Here is a 25,787-nt window from a genome sequence, read left to right as displayed (position 1 = left end):
ACCGCCATGGGTCCCCGACTGCGACTGCCTGCGCTGCGCCACCGCGACGGCCACCATGCCCGCGTCACCTATGAAGAACTGTTCTTCGATCTGGTCTACGTGTTCGCGGTCACCCAGCTCAGCCACCATCTGCTGCACCACCTCGACCTGGCCGGCGTGCTGCAGACCCTGGTGCTGTGGTTCGCAGTGTGGCTGGGGTGGCAGTATGCGTGCTGGGTCAGCAACTGGTTCGATCCGGAGGCGCCGCGCATCCGTGGCCTGCTGTTTGCCACCATGCTGCTGGCGTTGCTGATGTCCTCCTCCATTCCCGAGGCGTTCGCCGATCGCGCGTGGGTGTTCGCCGGGGCATACGCCACGATGCAGGTGGGACGCACCAGCTTCGTACTGCTGGAGGTAGGCCGCGGCCACCCATTGGCAGCCAACTTCCGTCGCATGCTGGCCTGGGTCAGCGTGTCGGCGTGTTTCTGGCTGGCTGGCGCGGCCGCCGAGGGCAACATCCGCCTGGCGCTGTGGGCGCTGGCGGTGGCCTGCGAGTACATCTCGCCGATGTTCGGCTTCGCGTTCCCGGGCCTGGGGCGATCGCACACCCGTGAGTGGACCATCGAGGGCGGCCACCTGGCCGAACGCTGCCAGCTGTTCGTCATCGTCGCCCTGGGCGAGACGTTGCTGGCCACCGGCGGGGTGCTCAGCGAGGTCGAACACTGGAGCCCGGAGGTGGTGTCGGCGGTGCTGGCGACCTTCGCCGGAACACTGGCGATGTGGTGGCTGTACTTCGGCATCTCCAGTCGCGATGCCACCGCCGCGATCACCCGGTCCGACGACCCCGGCCGGATGGGGGCCAACTTCCACTACGTACACGCGCTGCTGATCGCCGGCATCATCGCCACCGCGGTGGGCAACGACCTGGTCATGGACCACCCGGGGGCAGGCACGACCTTGAGGTACGCCGCCATGATGGTGGCCGGTCCGCTGCTCTACCTGCTGGGCAGTGCCCTCTACAAGCGCGCGGTCTACGGCCGCGCGCCGCGCTCGCACCTGCTGGGCGCGCTGGTGCTGCTGGCGCTGGGACTGGCACTGCCCTGGACGCACCTGCTCGCCGCCGGCTGGCTGACCAGCCTGGTGCTGCTGGGCGTGGGCCTGCTGGACACGCGCCTGACCGGGCGCGCCCGGCAACGGCCGGGCTAGAAGCCGCCGCCGGTCCTGAAATCCCCGCCACCGCTGATGCCACCGCCACTGCTGAAGCCATCGCCACTGTCGGAACGGGCGCTGGAGCGGGAACTCGAACTGGAGCTGGAGCTGGAGCTGGAATCGAAACTGCTGGAGCTGCTCGATGCCCAGTTGAACAGGCCGCCCGAGGAAGCGCTGCTGCTGCTGCTGCTGCTGTTGCTGCCGCTGCGGGTCGTGCTGAAGAAGGACGCCGAAACTGCGGTAGCGGTGGCCCTGCGGTAGGTCGGGGCCTGGTAGGCCTGGCGTTCGGCGTCTGCTGCCGCCTGGTAGCTCCTGCGCGTCGCCTGCAGGTTGTCCAGGCGCTTCTTCAGTACGGCCATTTCGCGGGTGTGCTCTGCCACCAGGCCATCGATCTCGCCCAAGCGCTGGCGAGTGCCTTGGATGCGCTCAAGCACCGCATCGTCTTCGCCGGACGCCGTGGCTGCGACGCGCCGGTACAGTTCGTTCATGCCGGTGGCCGACAGCGTGCGTGCCAGCGCGGTGAGCAGGGCACTGCCCTCCGCGTCGGTCCAGCTGCGGAAGCCATCGATCTGTGCCTGCTTGGCGTCCACGGCCTGCCGATGCAGCTGCTCGTTCAGCAGTGCCTGTGCAACGGCGCCCTGTGCGGTCTGCAGCTGCTGCCTCAGCGGCTCGCCCCCGGCCTGGGCAAGCGCGGCGTCACGGGCCTGCTGCACTGGCTGGCGGGCAGTTTCGCTCGCGTCGCGGGCCTGTCCGGCATGCGCCTGCAGGTACGGCGGGAGTTCGAGCAGCGTGGCGTACTCGCGGCGGGCGCGCTCGAAGCCGCACAGCTCGGCCAGCCAGCCATCGACTGTGCGCACCAGTGGCCAGCTGCGGTAGGCCGTGCTGCCGAAGCCGCGCCGGTGCAGGTACATGAAGACCGGGTCGGCCTGATAGGCGCCGGCCTTGGCATCATGCTCCGCCTGTGCAGAGGCGGCCATGCGCTCGACGGTCTCGGCCCGCGCCTGTGCCAGCTGCAGTTCGTCCTGCAGGGCCTGGTAGGCGGGGTCCGCTTCCAGCGCAGCATCCACCTGGTCCTGCAGTGCCTGCAACTGCCCGCCGGCGGCGTCGCGTGCGGCCACGGCCGCCTGCGAGCGCTGCTGCAACGACTGTTCGATGTCCAGCAGCGCCTGTAGTTCGTCGGCCAGCACCGCTGCTTTGCGGTCACGGCGCTGCAGGTCGGCGCTGGACTGCTGCAGCAGGTCCCTGGCCATCGCCGGCGGCGAATCAATGGCCGCCTGGGCATGCAGCCGGGCCAGGGCATTGAAGCCCTCGCGGACCTGGCCGTGCAGCGCCTCCTGTTCCTTGATCAGTTCCCGGCACGCATCGCCACGCTCGGCCAGCGATGCCTGGACCTGGCGGATATCGGCCGCGACTTCGGCGATCGCGTCGTTCAAATCTCTCATGTCGGTTCCTTGTCCATCACCATTCGGTGATGTAGCCGCCGGTCGTGGGCATGCGGAAACGCGGCGACAGGCTGCCGCGTGGCTTGCTGCCGATCAGGTCGTCCTCGATGATGCCGTTGTCCTGCTTGTCGGCGGCGACCCGGTTATAGGTAGCCTGGGGAACGCGCACGGCGAACACCGAGACCCGTTCCTCCTTGCCGGTTTCCTCGTTGCGGATCGGCAGTTCGGCAGCGTTGCCGGCTTCGTCCAGCGCTTCGGCCACCAGATAGTAGTTGCGGCCACCGTTGGCCTTTTCGTTGTAGCGCCAGACACCGGTACGTTCGTCGTCACGGTTGACGATGCGGTAGACCAGGGTCTGTGACAGCAGCCCCACCAGCTGGCTGACGTTGTCCAGGGCCGGACCGGCCTCGGCCAGCGTCTCGACCCGGATCAGGCGCGCGGCCTGGTCCAGCGCTCGCTCGAAGCGCTTGCGGTCTTCGCCGGCGACGCCGGTGGCCAGGCCGTCGGCCTTGAGCCGGGCCAGCCGATCGTTGAGCGCGGCCAGCGTGTCGGCGCTGCTGATGAGGTCCTTCAGGGTCGACACCGCCTGGCCGGCCGCGGCCATGTCGCCTGCGCGCAGCGCGACATCACCGCCGGTGTAGGCGCGTGCGCGCACCTGCTCTGCATCCGGCGTGAGGCGTGCTGCCTTTGCGGCGGTGTTGGTGGTGTCCAGCAGCTCGCTGGCCTCCACGGCCTGGACGAGGATGTTCACCCGCTCGGTCAGCGCGGGCAGGGTGTCCCGGGCGTTGGCGAGCCGTTGCGCCGCAGCCAGCCGCTGCTGCTCCACCTGCGCGGCCGCGCGCTCGCCGGTGGCGCTGCCACCGCTGCTGAGCCGGGTGAGCTTGTCCTTGCGCACAAGGGTCGGCAGTGCCGCCATTGCGGCCGGGAGCTCGGCGAAGTGACGCTGTGCTTCGGCCAGCGCGGCCTGCGCACTTTCGGTCAGCGGCTGCAGGCGGTCGCCGCTGGCGCTGGCACGTGGCAGCAGGCCCTGCAGGGCCTGTTCCTGCGCGGCCAGCAGGGCGCGCGCTGCAACAGCCTCCTGTTGCTGTGCGGCGACCTTGTCGTTCAGCGCCTGCACGTTGTTCTGCACGTTGATGTCATGCACGAACGCGCCGAAGCTGCGTGCCATCACCAGCAGCGCCACCAGCACCAGCAGCGCCAGGACCACGGCCAGTGCCCACTTCAGCAGGCGCGCGCGGTCGATCCAGCGCCGCGCCAGCCACGCCTTCCAGCCACGCGGCGCAGTGTAGAGATAGCGCTGCTCACGCTGGGCCTGGATGCCGGCCTCGAGGATCTCGTCGGAGACCTCGATCCCCTGCGAGCGGTACAGCTCAAGCAGGCGCCGCTTCAAGGCCGCCTTGTCATGGCCGCTGTCGGCCAGCGCCTTCATTTCGGCATTGCGGTAACGCAGCTGGTCGACCACATCCATGGTCAGCAGTGCATCCTGCAGCTCCGCAGGGGCCATCGTCGCACTCACTTCAGCGCGGCTCCGGGCTCGGCGGCGCCTGCAGCAGGGCAGCGAAACGCTGCTTGCCCTGCTCGACATACTCGGCGATCTCGGCCGAATCGCGGGTGGCCTGGTTGCGCAGCTGCTCGATCTCCTGCAGCGAGGTTTCCTGGAAGCGCACCACTGCATCGACCAGCTTGCGCACCGAATCGACGCCGATGGTGGCGCCATAGCCGGCCTTCAGGCCCTCGTGCAGGACGTCGTCGCCGATGTTGGCCACCGCGTCCAGGCCCTTGGAGGTGCCCTCGGTCATCGCGTTGAGCGCCTGGGTGGACTCGTGCAGGCCCATCTGCGTAGTGAAGGCCAGGTTCAAGGCGGTGAAGCTGGTTTCATTGGTGGAGAAGAACACCACCGAGCGCTCGTTGACGCGGCGCTTGACCTCGTGCGACTGGTGCACGCGCAGCATGATCGCCTCGGACGTGGCGTAGTTCACCTGCAGGTTCTCGGCCAGGTCCTTGGCCAGCTGGTAGCGCGACTCTTCGGCCTGCTGGGTGCGCAGGGCCTCATCGCGGGCCATGACCAGGCGGCCGGTGTCGGCAGCATCGGCGCCCGGGTCGGCCGACTCCACGCGCTCCTGCGCCTGCTTCAACGCTTCGCGCGCATCGGCCAGCGCCTGCTCCTGCAGCTTCAACAGTTCATGCGCCTGGATTTCCGCATCCTTGATCGACAGGCGGAAGTCGCCGTACATCTCCAGCACGCGCGATTCGCGCTGCAACTGTTCGGCCGAATCGCGGCTGACCTCCAGGAAGGTGCGGCGGATCTTCTCGAACCGGCTCGGGATGTCGCCGCGGGTGACCTTCATCCACAGGTTCTGCAGGCGCTCGCCCATGTCGATCCTGCCGTCGCGCACCTGTTCGACCATGGCGCTGGCATCGTCGCGGATGCTGTCGAAGGCGCGGATGATCTCGGTGTAGCGGTCGGACACCTTGGCCGAGCTGATTTCGTCACGCATCACGGCGTTGAAATGACCGGACTGCTGCAGCACGCGGGCAATGGCCACCACCCGGCCCTGGTCGAGGCTCGACAACTGCGAGACCAGCGCGATGGCCGGTGCGTTGTTGTCCTGGGGAGCGGCCAAGCCCAGGCTCCGCAGCGTGGCCATGGCGCGGTCGAGGTACTTGATCGGTGCCGAAGCAGCCGGCGTGGCAAGGAGAGTGTTCTCGGGCATTTCGACGGCTCCGTTCAGGGCAAACGATGGGAAAACTGCCGCGCGGAACGGGCAGGGTGCTGCGAATCGAAGGGGAAGTTGAGCGCAAGCCGCGCGCTGCACGGCCGGCCGGGCCGCTCGCGGGCAGCGGGCCCGCTCTGGGCGAGGAGGGTGTCCTGTTCAAGCACGGTGCAATCCCTGCAGATCGCCCCATGGCGATTCCTGGCCCATTGTAGCGGCGGTGATGGGCAGGTGAAGCCCCACCGATGGCAGGGTGGAGTAGCGTTGGCACACCCGCCGAGCAGGCAAGCGAGGGCTTCGTGCAGAACCTACCGCAATGGTTGCTCTGGGCTGGACTGTCCGCCGTGTTCGCAGCGCTGACCGCGCTGTTTGCCAAGGTTGGCGTCAAGGGCGTCGACTCGGACCTGGCGATGGCCATCCGCACCCTGGTGGTGGCGGCGGTGATCCTGCCGCTGGTGGTGCTCACCGGCAAATGGTCCAACCCGCTGCTGCTGCCCGGGCGCACCCAGCTGTTCCTGGTGCTGTCGGCGCTGGCCACCGGCGCCTCGTGGCTGTTCTACTTCCGCGCGCTGCAGAGCGGCGAGCTGGCCAAGGTAGCGGTGGTGGACAAGTTCAGCGTGGTGCTGGTGATCGTGCTGGCCTACCTGTTGCTGGGCGAGCGGCCCAGCCTGCGGGAGTGGAGCGGCATCGGGCTGGTGGTGGCCGGGGTGATCGTGCTGGCGACGAAGAAGTAGCGGAATCCGACTGATCAGACAGGAGCGCGGGATGCAGGGTGAAGCACACGGTACGTTTGAAGTGGATCTGCGACCGGTCGGTGGCAACGACGGCCCGATTGCGGTGATGTCGATCGACAAGACTTTCGCCGGCGACCTGCAGGGCAGCAGTGTCGGCCAGATGCTGGCCTTCCGCACGCCGGTGCAGGGCTCGGCCGGCTACGTGGCGATGGAACGGGTGACGGCCACGCTGGCCGGGCGCCAGGGCGGCTTCACCCTGCAGCACACCGGGCTGATGACCCGCGGCATGCCGGAGCTGAGGGTGGTGGTCGTGCCCGATTCCGGCAGTGATGGCCTGCTGGGCCTGGCCGGCACGCTGGAGATCACCATCAGCGAGGGCCGCCACGCGTACCGGCTGCTGTATTCGCTGCCCGATCCGCAGTAGGTGGGGCGGCGCTCAGCCGGAACCGGCCTGCAGGCGGTCGTACATGCGCACCAGGTCGACCAGGGTGCGTGCGCCCATCTTGCGCATCACCTGCGCACGGCGGACCTTCACCGTGATCTCGCTGACCCCGAGGTCACCGGCGATCTGCTTGTTGAGCCGGCCGCGCACCACGCCATCGACCACCTCGCGCTCGCCAGCGTTCAGTGAATGCCAGCGCTGCTGCAGCGCGCCCAGCACGTCGCCTTCGCGGCGGCGCTGGCGGTCGATCTCGATGCCCTTGTGGATGGCGTCGAGCAGTTCCTGGTCACGGAAGGGCTTGGTCAGGAACTCGATGGCACCGTCCTTGATCGCGTTGACACCCATCGCGATGTCGCCGTGGCCGGTGATGAACACCACGGGCAACTGCAGGCCATGGCTGCCCATCGTGCGATGGAATTCGAGGCCGCTCTGCCCGGGCATCCGCACATCCAGCACCAGGCACGCCGGCGCGTCTTCCAGGTCGTGTTCGAGGAAGGCCTGGGTGGACGCGAACGCCCGCACCTGCAGGCCCATCGAGGCCAGCAGGTCTTCCAGCGCCGCGCGTACAGAGGGATCGTCGTCGACCACATAGACGATGGGTGCTGGATCGATGGCCGGGGCCGTGGGCTTACGCATGATGGACATCCGTGGCGACCGGCAGGTCGAAGACGAAGCAGGCACCGCCGCCTGCCGGACGTTCGGCACGGATCTGGCCGTCGTTGGCCTCGATCATCGAGCGGCTCAGGCTGAGGCCCAGCCCCAACCCGTGTGACTTGGTGGTCCAGAACGCGTCGAACACGCGCTCGGGATGCTCGGCGGGCAGGCCGACGCCACGATCGCGCACGCTGAGGCTGACCCGTTGGCCATCACGCCGGGTCAGCAGGGACAGGCGGCGATCAGCGGCAGGCACCGCTTCCATCGCGTCTACCGCATTGAGGATGAGGTTGCCGACCACCTGCTGCACCTGCACGCGGTCGGCATGCACCGGGGGCAGGTCGGGGTCCAGCAGCAGGGCTACGGCCACGCCATGCCGGTCCAGTTCGCTGCGCGACAGCGCCAGCATTTCCTCCACCGCCTGGTTCAGATCGAAGGCGCGTCGTTCCGGTGCCGCGCCCTGGGTCAGGCCGCGGATGCGGGCGATCACGTCACCGGCGCGATGCGCGTCGGCGAGGATGCGGGCTACGGTCTGCCGCGCCTTGTCCACGTTCGGTGGGTCCTGCGCGAGCCAGCGCTGGCAGGCCTCGGCGCTGCTGGCGATGGCCGCCAGCGGCTGGTTCACTTCATGCGCGATGGAGGTGGTCAGTTCGCCCACGGTGGACGCGCGCGCCACCCGCAACAGGCGGCCCTGCGCCTCCTGCACGGCGGCCTTGGCCGCTTCCATGTTCAGCGCGAGGTAGGTGGTGATGCCGATCACCAGCATGCCGATCACCGAGTTGACCAGGCCGATGCGGTAGGTGCCGAAGCGGGTCAGGAAGAAGCTCAGCCCGGTCAGCGCGATGCAGGCGATGGCCAGCGTGATCAGGCCGCGGGCGGCCAGCACGCGCGACGCCGCGAGGATGACCGCCGCGTAGAAGCAGGCGGCGGCAACCGCGTAATCGGTGACAGTGTCGATCAGGAAGATCGCGGCCATCACGACGATCAGGGCCAGCAGCACCAGCGGGCGGCGGGGCGACAGCGATGGCATCGGGACGGCTCCCTGGCGTGGGGTGAAAGGATAGCAAAGCCGCCCTCGGTAGATGGCGACCGGTAGTGCCGGCCGCTGGCCGGCAACTGCACGGTGTTGCCGGAGCTCATGAGGTTGCCGGCCAGCGGCCGGCACTACCGCAGCGGTGGGCGCGCCGAGGTGATGCATGGTGCGTCCGGGATCATGGGGTTGCCGGCCAGCGGCCGGCACTACCGCAGCGGTGGGCGCGCCGAGGTGATGCATGGTGCGTCCGGGATCATGAGGTTGCCGGCCAGCGGCCGGCACTACTCTTCCAGGCTGGCGTTCCAGAACCCCTGCAGCACGCCGGGCGTGGTTGCCAGCGTGCCAAGAACCGCATCCAGCTCTCCGGCATCGACCGCGGTCGCGTACAACACGGCTTCGATTTCCACGTCACGTTCGCCGAATGGGCGCTGGTCCACCGCGCGCACCGGGTACTGCGCCTGCTCCAGCAGCAGCAACAGCCGGTCCAGCACCTCGGCCTGCTGCTCGCGCTGGCAGACCACGTTGATCGCATACGTGGCCTCGCTGAACGCTTCCGGCAGCGGCTGCCGCTGGATGCGGTTCACCACCGGCCGCAGCAGGGTGTTGGCAGCCAGCACGAACACCGCGGCCAGCACCGCTTCGGGCAGCAGCTTGATGCCGGCACACGCGCCCACTGCCGCCGATCCCCACAGCGTGGCCGCGGTGTTCAGGCCGGACACCTGCGCGCCCTCCTTCATGATTGCGCCGGCGCCGAGGAAGCCAACGCCGGAGATCACATAGGCGACCACATGCAGTGGCGACGGCGGGCCGCCGTACAGGTCATGGAAGCGCACCGCCAGGTCGACGAACACCGCTGCACCCACTGCCACCAGTGTATTGGTACGCAGGCCGGCGGTGCGCTGGCGCAGCTGCCGCTCCAGGCCGATGGCCGTGCCCAGCACGAACGCCACCGACAGGCTGATCAGCGAGCTGAGGGTTGCGCCGGCGTTGAACGTCGGCAGGTTCGGGTTGATGTCGAGCATCCATTTCTCCCTGGACAAGGCCGGCGGGCGCCTACTGCCAGCCGTAACGACGGATGTAGAACTTCTTCAGCGCAGTGGTCAGCACTGCATAGCCGACCAGGATCGCCACCAGGAACGGCCAATAGCCGGCGGGCAGCGCCTGCAGCTTGAAGTAGCCGGCCAGCGGGCTCATCGGCAGGAACACGCCGATGGCCATGATCAGGCCGGTCATCAGCAGCAGGGGCGGCGCGGCAATGCTCTGCAGGAACGGCACCTTGGGCGTGCGGATCATGTGCACGATCAGGGTCTGGGTCAGCAGGCCGACCACGAACCAGCCGGACTGGAACAGGCCCTGGTCGGCCGGCGTGCGTGCGTCGAACACGTACCACATCAGTGCGAAGCAGGTCAGGTCGAAGAGCGAGCTGATCGGCCCGAAGAACACCATGAAGCGGCCGATGTCCGCCGGGTTCCACTTCAGCGGCCTGCGCACCAGTTCCTCGTCAACGTTGTCGAACGGGATGGCGATCTGCGAGATGTCGTACAGCAGGTTCTGCACCAGCAGCTGCAGCGGCAGCATGGGCAGGAACGGCAGGAAGGCCGAGGCCACCAGCACCGAGAACACGTTGCCGAAGTTGGAGCTGGCGGTCATGCGGATGTACTTCAGCATGTTGTTGAACGTGCGCCGGCCCTGGATGACGCCTTCCTCCAGCACCATCAGGTTCTTTTCCAGCAGGATGATGTCGGCCGCCTCCTTGGCGATGTCCACCGCGCTGTCCACGCTGATACCGATATCGGCTGCGCGCAGCGCCGGCGCATCGTTGATGCCGTCGCCGAGGAAGCCGACCACCTTGCCCTGCGCGCGCAGCTCGCGCACCAGCCGCTCCTTGTGCAGCGGCGTCAGCCGGGCAAACACGCGATGGTGGTGCAGCGCCCGCGACAGCGCGCCGTCGTCCATGCGCTCGATCTGCGGGCCGGTCAGGATGGTGTCCGCGTCCAGTCCCACCTGAGCGCAGACACGGGCGGTCACCAGCTCGTTGTCGCCGGTGAATACCTTCACTTCCACGCCATGCGCGGCCAGCGCCTGCAGCGCCTGTGCGGCCGATTCCTTCGGCGGGTCCAGGAACGCCACGTAGCCGACCAGGGTCAATCCGCACTCGTCAGCCTGCGTGTACACCAACTGGTGGGCTGCGGTCTCCTTCATCGCCACCGCCACCACGCGCAGGCCCTGTTCGTTCAGCTCCTCGGTGGTCTGCCGCACCCGCGCCAGGCGACGCTCGTCCAGTGGCATGTCCTGGCCGTTCTCGCGCACGGTGCTGCATACCGCCAGCATCTCTTCCACCGCGCCCTTGCAGATCAGCTCATGGTGGTCCTCGCGTTCGGATACCACCACCGACATGCGGCGGCGCTCGAAGTCGAACGGGATCTCGTCCACCTTGTGGTAGTCCTGCGACAGCCGCAGCGAGCTCTGCAGCTCCACGTGCTCCAGCACCGCGCGGTCCAGCAGGTTGATCAGGCCGGTCTGGAAGTGGCTGTTGAGATAGGCGAACTTCAGCACGTCTTCCGAATCGTGGCCGAACACATCGGTGTGGCGCTCCAGCGCGATCCTGTCCTGGGTCAGGGTGCCGGTCTTGTCGGTGCACAGCACTTCCATCGCGCCGAAGTTCTGGATCGCATCCAGGCGCTTGACGATCACCTTGCGCCGCGACAGCAGCACCGCACCCTTGGCCAGGGTGGAGGTGACGATCATCGGCAGCATTTCCGGCGTCAGGCCCACCGCCACTGACAGCGCGAACAGGAACGCCTCGGTCCAGTCGCCCTTGGTCCAGCCATTGATCAGCAGCACGAACGGCACCATCACCAGCGCGAAGCGGATCAGCAGCCAGCTGACACTGTTGACGCCGGCCTGGAACGCGGTCGGCGCACGGTCGGTGGCGGTGCTGCGCTGGGCCAGCGTGCCGAAGTAGGTGCGGTTGCCGGTGGCCAGCACCACGGCGGTGGCGGTGCCTGACACCACGTTGGTGCCCATGAACAGCAGGTTGTGCTGTTCCAGCAGGCCAGCCAGGCCATCGCCGGGGTGCGCGAACTTTTCCACCGGCAGCGATTCGCCGGTCATCGCGGCCTGCGCGACGAACAGGTCCTTGGCGGTCAGCACGCGGCAATCGGCCGGAATCATGTCGCCGGCCGACAGCACGATGTGGTCGCCCGGCACCAGCTCGCGGATCGGCAGGTCCAGCAGGCGTGCCGGGCGACGGCTGTGCAGGTGCGCGCCGAAATACTGGTCGGCCACATCCGCAGCCTCGGTGCCGGGATTGCGGCGCAGCACGCGTGCGGTGTTGCCGACCAGGGCCTTCAGCCGCTCGGCGGCACGGTTCGAACGACCCTCCTGGACGAAGCGGATCAGCGTGGACAGCAGCACCATCGCGCCGATCACCACGGTGGCCTTGATGTCCTCGGTCAGCCAGGACACCGCCGCCAGCACGGTCAGCAGCAGGTTGAACGGATTGCGGTAGCACTGCCACAGGTGGCGCCACCACGGCAGCGGCTTTTCGTGATCCACCTCGTTGGGGCCGAGCGTGGCCAGCCGCTCCTCGGCTTCATGCGGGCTGAGGCCATCGGCATGCGAGCCCAGCGTGGCCAGCAGTTCGGCTTCCTCCTGCTGGGCAAGGGTGACCAGGCCCGTGGTGAGCGCGAACGGCGCCGCCTCGGCGCTGCCCGGGCCGAACCCGGCCTCGGGCATCGCGCGGCGGCGGAACAGGTTGCCTGCGCGGCGGCTGCGCAGGAAGGCGTTGAACCAGGCGTTGAGCAGGCTCATGGGTCGCTCCTCGAATGTCAGAGCCGGCCGCAGCCGGAACACGAACGGAATGGGTGAGGCAGATCAGGCGTGGCGCATCGCCAGCACCGCCGGCGACCACGGCTGCATGTGCAGGCGCTGGCTGCCGCCGATGCATAGCGGCTTCATTGCATCGCGCAGGGGATAGGGCAGGTGGCGCAGCACATTGATGCGCTCGCTGATCGGCAGCAACGACAGCGCGTCGGCCACCACGCGGGGTGAACCCAGCGACAGCGACCGGGCGAACATGACCGGGCCGTGCTGCAGCAGTTGGCTGCGCAGGCCGGCGACATCGCGCTCACCGATCAGGCGGCGCAGGGTGATGTAGAGGATCTTGTAGGACATGGGGGCGATCTCCAGGCAGGCGGCGCCTGGCGGTCCCCCGTCACTCAGGCAGGCAGGGACCGGCGGGCAGGCGCCAGGAACAGGCAACAAGCGGTCATCCGGGGCGCGGCGCGCCCGGCAGGGTCGGGGTCCATCTGCGTCTCCATGAGGGGAGGGTGCCAGCCAGGGTTGCCCTGGCCAGTGGCGCTATTGTCCGCCCCTGAATGGGGCAGGCCTAGAGGCCCGTGGGTTAGCCCGGCTATACCTTGGTATAGCCGGGCACATGCGGTGCCGATCGAGGATCCAGTGGTGGGTCAATGTGCGCCGCTGGTCTGCTTGCACACGTCGTACTCGCCACGGGTCAACGTCTTGTCACGGTCGGTATCGCAGGCGTGCAAGCGTTCGGCCCAGTCCGGAGCCACTGCATCGACTTCCGCCAGGGTGACAATGCCGTCCTTGTCCTTGTCCAGCGACTCATACGGCGGTATCAGCTTCACTTCGGTGACGTCCTCGGCGGCGGTGGCCTTGCTCGCCTCCTGGGTCTTGGAACAGGCGCCCAGCAGCAGGCCGATGGTAATGACGAGGACAGCAGGAACGTAGCGAATACCGGTCATGACAGGCTCCAGAAGTGGGGACGCGGGCCACGGGTGTGGATGGCCACGGCCGGATATTCGGCCCGGATCTGTAAGCGAGCTGCGAAGAACCGAGCGGGTCGCCAGATGGCGGTGGGCCACCGTTCACCCGCCTGCCCCATGCGTGTACCGGCCGCACCTGACGAAATTGTCAGGCAGGCGACAGCAAGGCGCCGGAGGCCAGCCGGGAGGATGGCATCAGGCCCGCGCAGCCCCCGCGCCGGCACCGGTATGGATCCCTGTCATGCGAATTCCCTTCCTGTCCGCACGAATGCGTCGCCGCCACCTTGTCCTGGGCGTGTTGCTGCTGGTGGTGTTGTCGCTGGTGATGCTGTTCCAGGGTGTGCCGCGCAGCGACGCGCAACCGGCCAATGCGCCGCCGCCGGTACCGGTGGTGACCGGCCGTGTCGAGCAGCGCGACGTGGCGCATTGGCGCAGCGGCGTAGGCACGGTGCAGTCGTTGCAGAGCGCCGTGCTGCGGCCGCAGGTCGATGGCGTTCTGACCGAGGTGCTGTTCGAGGAAGGCCAGAAGGTGCGCAAGGGCCAGTTGCTGGCCCGTATCGATGATCGTGCGATCCGTGCCGACCTGGGTGGCGCACAGGCTGCGGTGGTTCGCGACCGTGCCACGCTGGATGCCGCGCGCTCGGACCTGGCGCGGCTGCAGCACCTGTCTACCGACCAGCTGGTTTCGCGGCAGATGCTGGAGCAGCAGGCGGCCACGGTACAGCAGCTGCAGGCCACCGGGCGTGGCAATCAGTCGGCGGTGGATGCCGCACAGGTGCAGCTGTCGTACACCCGTATCCTGGCGCCGATGGATGGCCGCATCGGCCTGCGCCAGGTGGACCCCGGCAACCTGGTGCGTGCCACCGATACGCAGGGACTGGTGACGGTGCAGCAGACAGATCCGATCTCGGTGGTGTTCGCGCTGCCGCAGGACGCGTTGCCGCAGCTGCGGCAGGCACTGGCTGCCGGCGACGTGGCGGTGCAGGCGCTGGACCGCGATGGTGGCCAGCGCCTCGCCGAAGGCACCCTGCAGGTGATCGACAATCAGATCGACGAGACCTCCGGCACGGTGCGGTTGCGTGCCCGCTTCGCCAATGCCGACGACCGGCTGTGGCCCGGGCAGCTGGTCAGCGTGCGGGTACGCATCGGCCAGACCACGGACGCACTGGTGGTGGACGCTGCCGCAATCCAGCGCGGTGTCGAGGGCAGCTTCGTCTACCGCGTAGTGGGGGATGGGAGCGTCGAGGTGCTACCGGTCACCGTTGGTGAAGCCGAGAACGGGCAGGTGGCCGTACAGGGCGAGCTGCGGGTGGGTGATGTGATCGTTCGCGATGGCCAGTCGCGCCTGCGCCCGGGTGTGGTCGTCACTGAAGCCGGCGCACCGGTTGCCAGGGCCGGGACCGCACCATGAGCACCCGCGTTTCGCTGTCCAGCTGGTTCGTCCGGCATCCGGTGGCCACCACGCTGCTGACGCTGGCGGTGATACTGCTCGGCGTGGCCGCGTTGCCACGGTTGCCGGTGGCACCTCTGCCTGAAGCGGAATTCCCGACCATCCGCGTCAATGCCAGCCTGCCCGGCGCCAGCGCCGAGACCATGGCGTCGGCGGTGGCTACGCCACTGGAAACGCAGCTGACCGGCGTGCCCGGCATCATCGAGATGACCTCCACCAGCGCGCTCGGTAGCACCTCGATCACGCTGCAGTTCGATCTGGAAAAGAACATCGATACCGCCGCACAGGAAGTACAGGCGGCAATCAATGCGGCGGCCGGGCGCCTGCCCAGCGACCTGCCGAACCTGCCGACCTGGCGCAAGGTCAACCCGGCCGACAGCCCGATCCTGGTGCTCAGCGTGGTCTCGGCACAGATGTCGATGACCGAGCTGAGCGACCTGGCCGAGAGCCGCCTGGCGCGTTCGATCAGCCAGATCAGTGGCGTGTCCGAGGTCAATATCGTCGGCCAGCAGCGCCCGGCCATCCGCATCCAGGCCCAGCCGGAGCGGCTGGCAGCGATGGGCATGACCCTGTCCGACCTGCGCGGCGTGGCCCAGAACGCCAGCCTCAACCAAGCCAAGGGCGCGCTGATGGGCGAACAGCGCACGTCCACCTTCGAGGCCAACGACCAGCTGTTCGATGCCCAGGACTACCGCCAGCTGGTGGTCGCCTACCGGCAGGGTTCGCCGGTCACGCTGGGCGATGTCGCGCAAGTGGTCGACGGTGCCGAGAACGCCTATGTGCAGGCGTGGCCGAACGGGCAGCCGGGCGTGGGCCTGATCATCAGCCGGCAGCCGGGCGCGAACATCGTTCGCACCACCGATGCGGTGCTGGCCGCCTTGCCGGAGCTGCGCGCCAACCTGCCGGCCAGCGTCGATGTGGAAGTGCTCAACGACCGCACGCGCACCATCCGCGCGTCGCTGCACGAGGTGGAGGTCACCCTGGTGCTGACCATCGTCCTGGTGGTGCTGGTGATGGGGCTGTTCCTGCGCCAGCTCTCGGCCACGCTCATCGTCGGTGCGGTGCTGGTCGTAGCGCTGGTCGCCACGTTCGCCGCAATGTATGTGGCCGGCTTCAGCCTCAACAACCTCACCCTGGTCGCACTGGTGGTAGCGGTCGGCTTCGTGGTGGACGACGCCATCGTGGTGGTGGAGAACATCCATCGCCATCGCGAGGCCGGTTTGGGACCCGTGGAAGCGGCACTGAAGGGTGCCGAGGAAATCGGCTTCACCGTGGTGTCGATCAGCCTGTCGCTGATCGCGGCGTTCATCCCGCTGCTGTTCATGGGCGGCGTGGTCGGGCGCCTGTTCGCGGAGTTCGCGATGACCATCACGGTCGCGATCCTGATCTCCATCGTGGCTTCGCTGACGCTGGCGCCGATGATGGCTGCGCACCTGATGAAGCGCATGCCGGCCCATCGCGACGGCCAGGACACGCTGGCCGGGCGCCTGTTGGCCGGCTACGACCGCAGCCTGCAGTGGGCGTTGGGCCACCAGCGGCTGGTCCTGCTCGGCTTCGGCGCGACGGTGGCGGTAGCGGTGGCCTCGTACGTGGTGATCCCGAAGGGCTTCTTCCCGCTGCAGGACACCGCCTTCGTGTTCGCCACCACCGAAGCGGCACAGGACATCGGCTTCGAGGAGATGGCGGCCAAGCACCAGCAGCTGGCGAAGATCGCCGCCGAGGATCCTGCGTTGCAGGCCTACAACCATGCGGTGGGTGCCACCGGTGGCAGCCAGACCCTCTCCAATGGCCGCTTCTGGTTCATCCTGAAGGACCGCGGCGACCGCGACGTGGACGTGCACGGCTTCATCGACCGGCTGCGCGCGAAAATGGCCAGCGTGCCGGGCATCACCGTGTACATGCGGGCGGCGCAGGACATCAACCTGGGCGCGGGGCCGGCGCGCACGCAGTACCAGTACGCACTGCGCGGCCAGGATAGCCGCGAGCTGTCACGCTGGGCCGAGCAGCTGACCGAACACCTGCGCGGTCTGCCGCAGCTGCGTGACGTGTCCAACGATCAGCAGGTCGGCGCCAGCGTTACCCGCCTGCAGATCGATCGCACTGCTGCGGCCCGCTTCGGACTTACTGCCAACGATATCGACCAGGTGCTCTACGATGCGTTCGGCCAGCGCCAGATCAACGAGTTCCAGACCGAGACCAACCAGTACCGGGTGATTCTGGAGATCGCGCCCGGCCTGCTTGGCCAGGTCGATGCGCTGTCCTACTTCCACCTGCGTTCGCCGCTGACCGGGCAGATGGTGCCGCTGTCGGCGGTGGCCCAGGTGCAGCCGCCGGGCAATGGGCCGCTGTCGATCAGCCACAACGGCATGCTGCCGGCGGTGAACCTGTCGTTCAATCTGGCGCCGGGCGTCTCGCTGGGTGAGGCGGTTACCCTGGTCGAGCAGGCACAGGCGCAGATCGGCATGCCCGACAGCATCAACGGGCGCTTCCAGGGCACCGCACAGGCGTTCCAGGAATCGCTGGCCAGCCAGCCGTTGCTCATTCTGGCCGCGCTGCTGGCGGTCTACATCATCCTCGGCGTGCTGTACGAGAGCTTCGTGCACCCGCTCACCATCCTGTCCACGCTGCCGTCGGCCGGTATCGGTGCCGTGCTGATGCTGTGGCTGTGGGGGCTGGATTTCTCGATCATGGCGCTGATCGGCATCGTGCTGCTGATCGGCATCGTCAAGAAGAACGGCATCCTGATGGTCGACTTCGCGCTGGATGCCCAGCGCAACCGCGGGTTGACCCCGCTGCAGGCCATCCACGAAGCCTGCCTGACCCGCTTCCGGCCGATCATGATGACGACGTTGGCGGCGCTGCTGGGTGCCATTCCGCTGATGATCGGCTTCGGCACCGGCTCGGAGTTGCGCCAGCCGCTGGGTGTGGCGGTGGTGGGTGGCCTGCTGATCAGCCAGTTGCTGACCCTGTACAGTACCCCGGTGATCTACCTGGCCCTGGACCGGCTGTTCCTGCAGCGCCGACGCGAACGCAGGGCGGCCGCCGGTGCCGCGCTGACGGAGCCCGGATGAAACTGCTGATCGTCGAGGATGAGAGCAAGACCGCCCACTACCTGCGCACCGGCCTGGGCGAGCAGGGCTGGGCGGTCGACCTGGCCGCCGACGGCGTGACCGGCCTGCACCTTGCCCGTGAGTTCGACTACGACGTGATCGTGCTGGACGTGATGCTGCCCGGCATGGACGGCTTCAACGTGCTGCGCGAACTGCGCCGCAGCAAGCAGACCCCGGTGATCATGCTGACCGCGCGCGACCGCGTGGATGACCGCGTGCACGGGCTGGGGCAGGGTGCCGACGACTACCTGGTCAAGCCGTTCTCGTTCATCGAACTGCTGGCGCGCCTGCAGGCGCTGGTCCGGCGCGGCCGCCAGCAGGAGCCGACCGAACTTCAGGTGGGCGACCTGCAGGTCAACCTGCTGGCGCGCCGCGCCTATCGTGACGGTGCGCGACTGGACCTGACCGGCAAGGAATTCGCGCTGCTGGCCCTGCTTGCGCAGCGGCGCGGGCAGATCCTGTCCAAGACCGTGATCGCCGCGCAGGTCTGGGACATCAATTTCGACAGCAACACCAACGTGGTGGAAGTGGCGATCAAGCGCCTGCGCAGCAAGCTTGACGGCCCGTACCCCAGCAAGCTGCTGCATACGGTGCGCGGCATGGGCTACGTGCTGGAAGTGCGCGATGACGAGGGTGATGGTCGATGAGGTGGTCGATCGCCCAGCGCCTGTCGGCGATGTTCGCGCTGGCCGCGCTGCTGGTATTCGCCCTGCTGGGCATCGGCGTGTATGGCGTGCTGGAACGGCAGGTGGTGCGTTACCAGCACGCCGAGCTGCAGACCAAGCTGCACGCGGTCAGTGGCAGTGTGGCGATGTGCGATACCCGCGAACGCTGGAGCAAGGTGCGCGACAAGGTCGGGAACCTGATTTCCGGCGACCGCGACACGCTGGTCTGGGCCTGGAGTGACGACCCGACCTTCCGCATCGGTGGTGAGCGCCCACAGGTGCAGCCACCCAATGGCCACGACAGCGGCATGGGTACGCTGCAGCGCGAGGGCCAGCATCCGCTGCGTACGCTGTATGAGCGCGTGCCCGGCAAGGGCGTGCGGCCGGCGGTGGACCTGTGGATCGGTATCGACTCCGAACCGTACACGCATGCCTTGCAGCGCTTCGCCGTGGCGCTGTGGGTTGCCGGCGGGCTGGGCGTGCTGCTGGTGGCCGGCCTCGGCTACTGGATCGCGCGCCTGGGACTGGCCCCATTGCGCGCGCTTTCGGACGAGGCGCGCTCGCTCAGCCCGCAGCGGTTGTCACAGCGGCTCGGCACACAGGCGCTGCCGGCAGAGCTGGGGCACCTGACGCATGCCTTCAACGGTGCACTGGATCGCCTCGAGGCCGCCTACACGCGGCTGGATGCGTTCAACGCAGACGTGGCGCATGAGCTGCGCACGCCGCTGGCCAACCTGATGGGGCAGACCCAGGTGGCCCTGTCACGGCCGCGCGACAACGCGCAGCTGCAGGACGTGATGCAGTCCAACCTGGAAGAGCTGGAGCGGCTGCGCGCCATCGTCAACGACATGCTGTTCCTGTCGCGGGCCGGGCAGGGCGACATCGCGATGGAGACCCGGCCGGTGGCGCTGGCCGACGAAGTGGCCGCCGCCGGGGACTTCCTTGAATTCCTGTTCGAGGAAGCCGGGCTGACCCTCCGCATCGAAGGTGATGCGACCGCCAGCATCGATCCATCGCTGTTCCGGCGTGCCCTGACCAACCTGCTGCACAACGCCGTGCAGCATGCGCGGCCCGGTACCGCGGTGCGGGTACAGCTGCAGGCCGAAGGCAAGGGCGCGCGCATTGCGGTGTTGAACGAAGGCGATGGCATCGCCGTCGAGCACCTGCCGCTGTTGTTCGAGCGTTTCTACCTGGTTGACCAGGCCCGCGAGTACCGGGGCGAACGCCACCACGGCCTGGGCCTGTCGATCGTCAAGGCCATCGCCGTGCTGCATGGTGGCGATGTGTTCGTGGCCAGCCGCGACGGGCTGACCACGGTGGGGTTCACGGTGGCGTGTTGACGCTGCGGGTCAGGTGCCGTTGCCGAACCGGTCGGCAAACGCATCCGTGGCCCGCACCAGCGCATCGACCGTGGCCGGCTCGTTGGCGCTGTGGCCGGAGGTCACCATCTCCAGCCGCGCTTCCGGCCAGGCCTTGGCCAGGTCCCACGCGCTGCGCGGCGGGCAGATGATGTCGTAGCGCCCCTGCACGATCACGCCGGGCAGGTGGCGGATGCGATCGATATCGCGCAGCAGCTGGTCGGGTTCCAGGAAGATCCCGTTGCGGAAGTAGTGCGCTTCAATACGGGCCTTGGCCAGCGTATCCAGCGGATCATCGGTGGATTGCGCATCCACGTCGTGCTGCAGGGTGGCGGCGTTGTCTTCCCAGCCCAGCCAGGCCTGCGCGGCTTCGATGCGGGTCGTCTCGTCCGCGCTGTCCAGCCGCGACCAGTAGGCTGCGATCATGTCACCACGCTCGGCTTCTGGGATGTAGGCCTCATAGCGGTCCCAGCGCTCCGGGAAGATCCAGCGCGCACCCCCATCGGCCTCGGCGAACCAGCGGTTCTCCATTTCGCGGCCGAGGAACACGCCACGCACGATCAAGCCGGTGGCGCGCCCGGGATGTGCCTGCGCATAGGCCAGCGACAGCGTCGAACCCCAGGAGCCGCCGTAGACCAGCCAGCGCTCGATGCCCAGGTGCTCGCGCACCTTCTCGATGTCACCGACCAGGTCCTGCGTGGTGTTGTCGCGCAGCTCGCCGAACGGCGTGGAACGGCCGCTGCCGCGCTGGTCGATCAACACGATGCGGTAGCGCGCCGGATCGAAGAAGCGGCGATGGGTCGGCGAGATGCCAGCACCCGGCCCGCCGTGCAGGTACACCACCGGAATGCCCTCCGGCGTGCCGCACTCTTCGATATGCAGCGTGTGCAGATCGCTCACCGGCAGGGTGAATTCGCGGTAGGGCTCGATGGCCGGGTACAGGGTGCGCATGGCGGGTGTCTCACAAGCAGGGGCGGCCAGCATAGCGCCGCCACCTGCTGGCTGCAGCGACGGACTCCTGCGCGCCGCTGGAAATGGGCTGGCCGATGCGCATAAGCTTCCGCGATGCAAGCGACCACGACCGGGACGACCACGTTCAACCTCACCCTCGGAAGTGGCGCACGCGAGCTGCTGAAGTGGATCGCGCTGCTGACCATGACCGGCGACCACGTGGCCAAGGTGGTCTTCGGCGGCTACGTGCCGGTGGTCAGCGAACTGGGGCGTATTGCCTTCCCGCTGTTCGCGCTGGTGATGGCCTGCAACCTGGCCCAGCCCGGGGCCGACCTGCGCAAATCGATCCGCCGGCTCGCGCTATGGGGGCTGATCGCGCAGCCGTTGCACGCACTCGCGTTCGGTTCCTGGCTGCCGCTCAACATCCTGCTGACCTTTGCCCTGGCTGCGGTGGCCGTGCATGCGCTTGCGAACAATCGGCCGGTGCTGCTGTTGCTGGCTGCCGGTGTGCTGCCGATGGTCGTGGACTACCAGTGGGCCGGCGTGGGCGCCGTGTTGTTGGCCTGGATCGCGTTCCGGCATCGGGCGTGGTGGCTGCTGCTGGTCGCGCTTGCGGCGGTGTGCTGGGCCAACCACAACGGCTGGGCGGTTCTGGCCGTTCCGGTGGTGCTGCTGGCCGCGCGGGTGCCGTGGCAACTGCCGCGCTGGCGCTGGGTGTTCTACGGGTACTACGTGGGACATCTGGCGGTGCTGGCGTTGATTGCCCATCTGCTTGCGTAATGTCGGAACTGGCATGTCGCCAGTCTTGAAAGCCGGATGCAGTCAAGGAACGCGCGGTGTCGATGCGGGCAGAGGGCGCCGCCGTTGGCATGGCGCAAGTTGTTGAATCTTCGGCTCGATTCTCGATATGCGACAATGCCATTAGTGCATGAAAGTCGCTGTCTTTGCGCTTGGGTTGTTGGCGCCTGTCGCCCCGTTGTGCACATGATGGGTTGCCACCGAAGAAGGGTGGCCGGGGCCTGGAAACCCCGTTGGTCGCATGTAGTTTGCGCCCGCCAGCCGGCGTCGCCTTGTGCGGCGTCGGCTGGCATTCCGTTCGAGCTTTATGGCGGGCGGTGCGTGGAGGTGGGTGAAAACCCACCTGCCGGTTAGTGCTTACGCGACCACCGGATTTCCAGCCACGTACCGTCCGCCGCCTTGATTGTTAAGGGCGGTGGTCCCGCATGCCTTGCACGGAGACCTGCCATGAACGCATCGGAGTTTCCCCATCAGCGCGCCCCGGCCAATGCCGACGAGGGGCACGACAACGCGTCTGATCCCAACAGCCTGATGGCCCTGCTGCATCGCATCGGGTTGGGCGCGGCCGCCGACGGACAGCCCTGGCCCGAGCGTCATCAGCTGCCAGGCCGCTGCCTGGCCTTGGCCCATGCCGACGGTGCACTGGCCGGGCTGCGCATCGTGCAGGAAATCCTGCTGGCGGCCGAACGCGCCCGTCAGAACGGTGGCCCGGAACAGTACGTCGGCGATCGCGTGATGGAAGGTCTGAAGCTGGCCGCGCTGGCGTTGACCAACCACGCCATCTACCGCCTGCATCCGGAATGAAACGTTGAACCACGCCGTGCGTGGATGGCGTCGGCGGACCCTCCAGGCACCCGCCAGGCATGGCCTGACGCTACTGGACGGATCCCGCATGGCCGAGAATACAATGCGGCCATGCCTGCCACGCCCACTCTCGATGATCTGCGCCGCTACGCGGTGGCGCGCACGCTGTTCAAGCCGACCACGCTGCTGACCGCGATCCGGCGGCTGGGCTTCGTGCAGGCCGACCCGATCCGCGCACCCGCACGCGCGCAGGACCTGACCCTGCGCCACCGGGTGAAGGACTACCGCGCGGGAGATCTTGAGCGGCGCTACACGCGTCTGCCGGTGGAAGAGGATTGCCTGGTGAACTATGGCTTCCTGCCGCGCGAACACCTGGGCTTGATGCATCCGCGCGTGGCCAAGCGGGTATGGGACGCCGATACCGAACGTCGCGCAGCAGATGTACTGGCCTTCGTGCGCGAGCGCGGCAGCGTGCATCCGCGCGAGGTCGACCAGGCGTTCGCGCATGGGCGGGTGACCAACTATTGGGGTGGCACCAGCAACGCCAGCACGCACCTGCTGGATGGCATGCACTACCGCGGCCTGTTGCGGGTGCAGCGGCGCGACAGTGGAACGCGCATCTATGCGGTGGCTGAACACCCGCAGGCCGACGCCAGCGAACAGGCGCAGATCGAACGTGCTGCCGCCCTGATTGATCTGGTGGTGCGCAAGTACGCGCCGCTGCCGTCGGCCAGCCTGACCTATCTGGTGCGCCTGCTGGGCTATGGCGCTCCGCACCTGGCCGAGCAGACCCGCAAGGCATTGGCACTGGCCAAACAGCAGTTGGCCAGCTGCACGGTGGAGGGCACCACCTGGTACTGGCCGGCGGACGAAAATCCGCGCTCGCGCCGCCACGCGCCGGACGAACAGGTGCGCCTGCTGGCGCCGTTCGACCCGGTGGTGTGGGACCGCCGCCGTTTCGAGCTGTTGTGGGACTGGGTCTACAAGTTCGAGGCGTACACGCCTGCGCCGAAACGGCAGTACGGCTACTACGCACTGCCGGTGTTGTGGCACGACCAGGTGGTGGGCTGGGCCAACCTGAGTATGCGCGAAGGCGAGCTGGTGTCGAGCGTGGGCTATGCCGGCAAGTCGCTGGCCCGCGACAAGGTATTTCGTGGCGCGCTGGACGACGAGCTGCAGCGCATGGCGGAGTTCCTGTAGCACCCAGCGATGGCCCTCAACGACGCACGTGCACCGGCCAGCGGATCTCGAACGCGCTGCCACCACGTTCGGTGGCCCGGCATCGTGCCGTACCGTGATGGGCCACGGCAATCGCGCGCACCACCGCCAGGCCCAGCCCGGAGCCACCGCTCTGCCGCGAACGGGACACATCGGTGCGCTGGAAGGCTTCGAAGATGCTGTCGCGAAGATCGTCCGGCACACCGGGGCCACCATCCTCAACCGTCACGGTGCAATGGCCCTCCGCCAGTGACACGCGGACCTGTAAGGGACAGGGAATGGCGTGGCGCCGCGCATTCTCCAGCAGCGCCAGCACCGCCTGGCGGATGCGCGCCGGATCGCAGTCGGCCAGTGAGGGTCGTGCGTCCAATGTCACCGAGAAACCACTCTCGGTCAGCGCCTCGGACATCGCGTCCACCACTGCCGCCACCTGCACACGGACATCGCTGCGCTGCAGGCGCAGATCCAGATGACCGCTCTCGGCCAGGCTGACCACGCGCAGGTCCTCGATGATGCGGGTCAGGCCTTCCAGCTGGGTGAGCATGCTGTTGAACTGCTCGGGCCCCGGCTCGAACACGCCTTCGGCGATGCCCTGCAGGCGGCCACGCAGGATGGTCATCGGCGTGCGCAGTTCGTGTGCGATCGCCGCGTTCCAGAACACGCGGTTCTCGGACATCCGGCTGAGCCGCTCGGCCATGGAGTTGAAGTCGTTGACCAGCGTGGCGGCCTCGGCCATCGAGGTGTCGCCACCGCGTGCGCGCGCCTCCAGGTCACCGCTGGCCACGCGACGCAGGCTTGCGGCCACCGAATTCAACGGGGTGATGATGCGCCGGGTCAGGCGCGAGGCGATCAGCGTGGCCAGCGCGACCACCACGGTGGCGGTCAGGCCGATCCACAGCCACTCCAGGCCGGAAGGCATGAGCGTCTTCGGTTCGTCGTACCAGCGCGGATAGAACACATCCAGCAGGTAGTAGAACAGGTAGAAGCCGCTGATCGACAGTATGGTCGAACACAGCGAGGCCACGGTGATCGACAGGCTGATCTGGCGACCGATGCTCTTGCCTTTCGCACTCATCATTCAGTCCAGGAAGCGGTAGCCGACGCCACGGATGGTGGCGGGAACGCCGATCACGCCGACATCCTCCAGCTTGCGCCGCAGCTTGCTGACATGGCTGTCGACGGTGCGCTCCTGTGCATCACCCTCGGGCAGGCAGCTGTGCAGCAGATCCACGCGCGTGTGCACCTGGCGCGGCGCACGCGCCAGGTGCGCGAGCAGGCGGAACTCGGTGAGGGTGAAATTCAACACGTGGACCTGCTCGCCGGCGCACACCGTCACCTCGTGGCTGCGCAGGTCGATCTCGAACGGCCCCTGCCGGATCAGCCCATCGGCCGCGTGCCCGGTGCACTGGGCACTGCGGCGCAGCACGGCGTGGATGCGCGCCACGATCTCGGCCGGGTTGAATGGCTTGGCCACATAGTCGTCGGCGCCGACGCGCAGGCCGGTCAGCTTGTCCACGTCCTGGTCGAGCGCGGTGAGCATGATCACCGGCGTATTGCCGCGCCGGCGCAGCTCGCTCAGCACCTGCCAGCCGTCCATCCTGGGCATCTGCACGTCCAGCAGCACCAGGTCCGGACGCAGCTGGCGATGGCTGGCCAGCGCCGCTTCGCCGTCAGCGGCGCGGGCACTGCGCAGCCCGGAGCGTGCCAGGTAGGCGCCGAGGATGTCGGCGATTTCACCCTCGTCTTCGGCAATCAGGACCAGGGGCGCCGGTCGGCTGCGGAGTTCATGTTTCATCGGCGGGTACGCGTCTACGGTCGGTGCGGGGACATGCGGCATCAACGGCAGCGTCATCGTCGGCGCTCCAAGGCCTGCGCTTCCGCGTCGGCTGCCTAGGCCAGCGTGGCCAGCACCAGCGTGCGATGCAGGGACGGCTCCACCGGACCCGCGCCGCGCAGCTGCTGCACGATCAGCGTGGAGAGCGCAGCCGGCAGGTGGGTCCAGCGGCAGTCCATCGGGGTGGCATCCACCCGTGCCTGCAGGCGTGCCGCCATGGCGGTGATGGCGCGCAGCCGCAGGGCCAGCAGGGCCAACAGCAGTAGCGCCGTGGCCGCCAGCAGCAGGTACAGCGCGGCGTGGGCGCCGAAGGCCGTGGCCGACGTCATCGCCAACCCGATCAGCAGCAGCGAGACGGCTGTCCCCGCGCGGGTGGCGTGGCCGGGGCCGTCGCTGCGGAACCACGCCAGTGCGGCGGCGCCGAAGCCGGCCAGCAGCGGCGGCATCGGGTCCTGGCTGGCCAGCAGCCACGCCATGGTTGATGCCATCACCAGCGCCAGCGACCAGGGCGAGGGCGCACACCAGGCCAGGTAAGCGCGGCGCACATCCAACGGGGGCAGCTCGGGATAGGGACGGGTCACGGCGGGCAGGCAGTCGGCGAG

The 25,787-nt window shown here is 68.0% G+C and carries 23 protein-coding genes; 10 read left to right on the top strand and 13 right to left on the bottom strand.

Annotation, left to right across the window (positions count from 1 at the left end):
* Positions 1 to 6 precede the first annotated feature (6 nt).
* The gene (locus AC5P9I_RS05695) at positions 7 to 1,185 is read left to right on the top strand and encodes a low temperature requirement protein A (RefSeq protein WP_049467115.1); all 1,179 of its coding nucleotides are present in this window, start codon (positions 7 to 9) and stop codon (positions 1,183 to 1,185) included.
* On the opposite strand, the gene AC5P9I_RS05690 is transcribed toward AC5P9I_RS05695, so the two are convergent.
* Genes AC5P9I_RS05690 through AC5P9I_RS05680 form a run of 3 tightly spaced genes read right to left on the bottom strand, consistent with a single transcriptional unit; the run spans position 1,182 to position 5,344 of the window.
* Positions 1,182 to 2,630, bottom strand: coding sequence for a coiled-coil domain-containing protein (locus AC5P9I_RS05690; RefSeq protein WP_049467118.1), 1,449 nt, complete (start codon positions 2,628 to 2,630; stop codon positions 1,182 to 1,184). The genes AC5P9I_RS05695 and AC5P9I_RS05690 overlap by 4 nt on opposite strands.
* A 16-nt stretch (positions 2,631 to 2,646) precedes the next feature.
* Positions 2,647 to 4,146, bottom strand: a complete 1,500-nt coding sequence (locus AC5P9I_RS05685) for a DUF6384 family protein (RefSeq protein WP_235645131.1) — start codon at positions 4,144 to 4,146, stop codon at positions 2,647 to 2,649.
* Between the two features lies 1 nt (position 4,147).
* Entirely contained in the window at positions 4,148 to 5,344 is a 1,197-nt protein-coding gene (locus tag AC5P9I_RS05680) for a hypothetical protein (protein WP_049467120.1), read from the bottom strand.
* 245 nt (positions 5,345 to 5,589) lie between these two features.
* On the opposite strand from AC5P9I_RS05680, the gene AC5P9I_RS05675 reads away from it, so the two are divergent.
* Together AC5P9I_RS05675 and AC5P9I_RS05670 are read left to right on the top strand one after the other, a co-directional pair.
* Positions 5,590 to 6,078 (top strand): EamA family transporter, encoded by a 489-nt coding sequence (locus AC5P9I_RS05675; protein ID WP_206149946.1) that lies wholly within the window; start codon positions 5,590 to 5,592, stop codon positions 6,076 to 6,078.
* Positions 6,079 to 6,109: 31 nt separating this feature from the next.
* Positions 6,110 to 6,502, top strand: coding sequence for a DUF3224 domain-containing protein (locus AC5P9I_RS05670; protein ID WP_049467124.1), 393 nt, complete (start codon positions 6,110 to 6,112; stop codon positions 6,500 to 6,502).
* A gap of 12 nt (positions 6,503 to 6,514) precedes the next feature.
* On the opposite strand, the gene AC5P9I_RS05665 is transcribed toward AC5P9I_RS05670, so the two are convergent.
* The 6 genes from AC5P9I_RS05665 to AC5P9I_RS05640 all read right to left on the bottom strand — a co-directional run bounded on the left by AC5P9I_RS05665 (position 6,515) and on the right by AC5P9I_RS05640 (position 12,976).
* Positions 6,515 to 7,156, bottom strand: coding sequence for a response regulator transcription factor (locus AC5P9I_RS05665; RefSeq protein ID WP_049467125.1), 642 nt, complete (start codon positions 7,154 to 7,156; stop codon positions 6,515 to 6,517).
* The gene (locus AC5P9I_RS05660) at positions 7,149 to 8,204 is read right to left on the bottom strand and encodes a sensor histidine kinase (protein WP_049467127.1); all 1,056 of its coding nucleotides are present in this window, start codon (positions 8,202 to 8,204) and stop codon (positions 7,149 to 7,151) included. The genes AC5P9I_RS05665 and AC5P9I_RS05660 overlap by 8 nt, the downstream gene beginning before the upstream one ends.
* 284 nt (positions 8,205 to 8,488) lie before the next feature.
* The gene (locus tag AC5P9I_RS05655) at positions 8,489 to 9,229 is read right to left on the bottom strand and encodes an MgtC/SapB family protein (protein WP_049467129.1); all 741 of its coding nucleotides are present in this window, start codon (positions 9,227 to 9,229) and stop codon (positions 8,489 to 8,491) included.
* A 31-nt stretch (positions 9,230 to 9,260) separates the two neighbouring features.
* The gene (mgtA, locus tag AC5P9I_RS05650) at positions 9,261 to 12,020 is read right to left on the bottom strand and encodes a magnesium-translocating P-type ATPase (RefSeq protein ID WP_049467130.1); all 2,760 of its coding nucleotides are present in this window, start codon (positions 12,018 to 12,020) and stop codon (positions 9,261 to 9,263) included.
* A gap of 63 nt (positions 12,021 to 12,083) precedes the next feature.
* Entirely contained in the window at positions 12,084 to 12,383 is a 300-nt protein-coding gene (locus tag AC5P9I_RS05645; protein ID WP_049467132.1) for a hypothetical protein, read from the bottom strand.
* A gap of 293 nt (positions 12,384 to 12,676) precedes the next feature.
* Positions 12,677 to 12,976 carry an EF-hand domain-containing protein gene (locus AC5P9I_RS05640; protein ID WP_046430842.1) on the bottom strand — a complete coding sequence of 100 codons (300 nt, stop codon included), beginning with the start codon at positions 12,974 to 12,976 and terminating at the stop codon, positions 12,677 to 12,679.
* Positions 12,977 to 13,238: 262 nt separating this feature from the next.
* Between AC5P9I_RS05640 and AC5P9I_RS05635 the strand changes: the two genes are divergently transcribed.
* The 4 genes from AC5P9I_RS05635 to AC5P9I_RS05620 are packed head-to-tail and all read left to right on the top strand — an operon-like array spanning position 13,239 to position 19,562.
* Positions 13,239 to 14,408: an efflux RND transporter periplasmic adaptor subunit gene (locus AC5P9I_RS05635; RefSeq protein ID WP_088476152.1), complete on the top strand. Its 1,170-nt coding sequence runs from the start codon at positions 13,239 to 13,241 to the stop codon at positions 14,406 to 14,408.
* Positions 14,405 to 17,518, top strand: coding sequence for a multidrug efflux RND transporter permease subunit (locus AC5P9I_RS05630; RefSeq protein ID WP_049467135.1), 3,114 nt, complete (start codon positions 14,405 to 14,407; stop codon positions 17,516 to 17,518). Before AC5P9I_RS05635 ends, AC5P9I_RS05630 begins: the two co-directional genes overlap by 4 nt.
* Positions 17,515 to 18,204: a heavy metal response regulator transcription factor gene (locus tag AC5P9I_RS05625; protein ID WP_005413570.1), complete on the top strand. Its 690-nt coding sequence runs from the start codon at positions 17,515 to 17,517 to the stop codon at positions 18,202 to 18,204. Before AC5P9I_RS05630 ends, AC5P9I_RS05625 begins: the two co-directional genes overlap by 4 nt.
* On the top strand, positions 18,201 to 19,562 hold the full coding sequence (locus AC5P9I_RS05620) for a heavy metal sensor histidine kinase (protein ID WP_130767990.1): 1,362 nt from the start codon (positions 18,201 to 18,203) through the stop codon (positions 19,560 to 19,562). The genes AC5P9I_RS05625 and AC5P9I_RS05620 overlap by 4 nt, the downstream gene beginning before the upstream one ends.
* Before the next feature lie 9 nt (positions 19,563 to 19,571).
* Here the strand turns inward: AC5P9I_RS05620 and pip are convergent, their stop codons facing one another.
* Positions 19,572 to 20,531 (bottom strand): prolyl aminopeptidase, encoded by a 960-nt coding sequence (gene pip, locus AC5P9I_RS05615; RefSeq protein WP_049467141.1) that lies wholly within the window; start codon positions 20,529 to 20,531, stop codon positions 19,572 to 19,574.
* A 114-nt stretch (positions 20,532 to 20,645) separates the two neighbouring features.
* On the opposite strand from pip, the gene AC5P9I_RS05610 reads away from it, so the two are divergent.
* The 3 genes from AC5P9I_RS05610 to AC5P9I_RS05600 all read left to right on the top strand — a co-directional run bounded on the left by AC5P9I_RS05610 (position 20,646) and on the right by AC5P9I_RS05600 (position 23,333).
* Complete coding sequence (locus AC5P9I_RS05610; RefSeq protein ID WP_049467144.1) at positions 20,646 to 21,311, top strand: TraX family protein; 666 nt, start codon at positions 20,646 to 20,648, stop codon at positions 21,309 to 21,311.
* Between the two features lie 465 nt (positions 21,312 to 21,776).
* Positions 21,777 to 22,133 (top strand): hypothetical protein, encoded by a 357-nt coding sequence (locus tag AC5P9I_RS05605; RefSeq protein WP_049467146.1) that lies wholly within the window; start codon positions 21,777 to 21,779, stop codon positions 22,131 to 22,133.
* Positions 22,134 to 22,244: 111 nt separating this feature from the next.
* Positions 22,245 to 23,333, top strand: a complete 1,089-nt coding sequence (locus AC5P9I_RS05600) for a DNA glycosylase AlkZ-like family protein (RefSeq protein ID WP_049467149.1) — start codon at positions 22,245 to 22,247, stop codon at positions 23,331 to 23,333.
* A 16-nt stretch (positions 23,334 to 23,349) separates the two neighbouring features.
* On the opposite strand, the gene AC5P9I_RS05595 is transcribed toward AC5P9I_RS05600, so the two are convergent.
* The 3 genes from AC5P9I_RS05595 to AC5P9I_RS05585 form a co-directional block, all read right to left on the bottom strand.
* Entirely contained in the window at positions 23,350 to 24,426 is a 1,077-nt protein-coding gene (locus AC5P9I_RS05595; RefSeq protein ID WP_049467152.1) for an ATP-binding protein, read from the bottom strand.
* A 3-nt stretch (positions 24,427 to 24,429) separates the two neighbouring features.
* Positions 24,430 to 25,146: a response regulator gene (locus tag AC5P9I_RS05590; protein ID WP_088476157.1), complete on the bottom strand. Its 717-nt coding sequence runs from the start codon at positions 25,144 to 25,146 to the stop codon at positions 24,430 to 24,432.
* A gap of 95 nt (positions 25,147 to 25,241) precedes the next feature.
* On the bottom strand, positions 25,242 to 25,766 hold the full coding sequence (locus AC5P9I_RS05585) for a hypothetical protein (RefSeq protein WP_187756618.1): 525 nt from the start codon (positions 25,764 to 25,766) through the stop codon (positions 25,242 to 25,244).
* Positions 25,767 to 25,787: the final 21 nt, after the last annotated feature.

This window comes from Stenotrophomonas sp. YJH_SMC_29, assembly GCF_059371235.1.
This window is presented reverse-complemented; position numbering and strand designations above follow the sequence as displayed.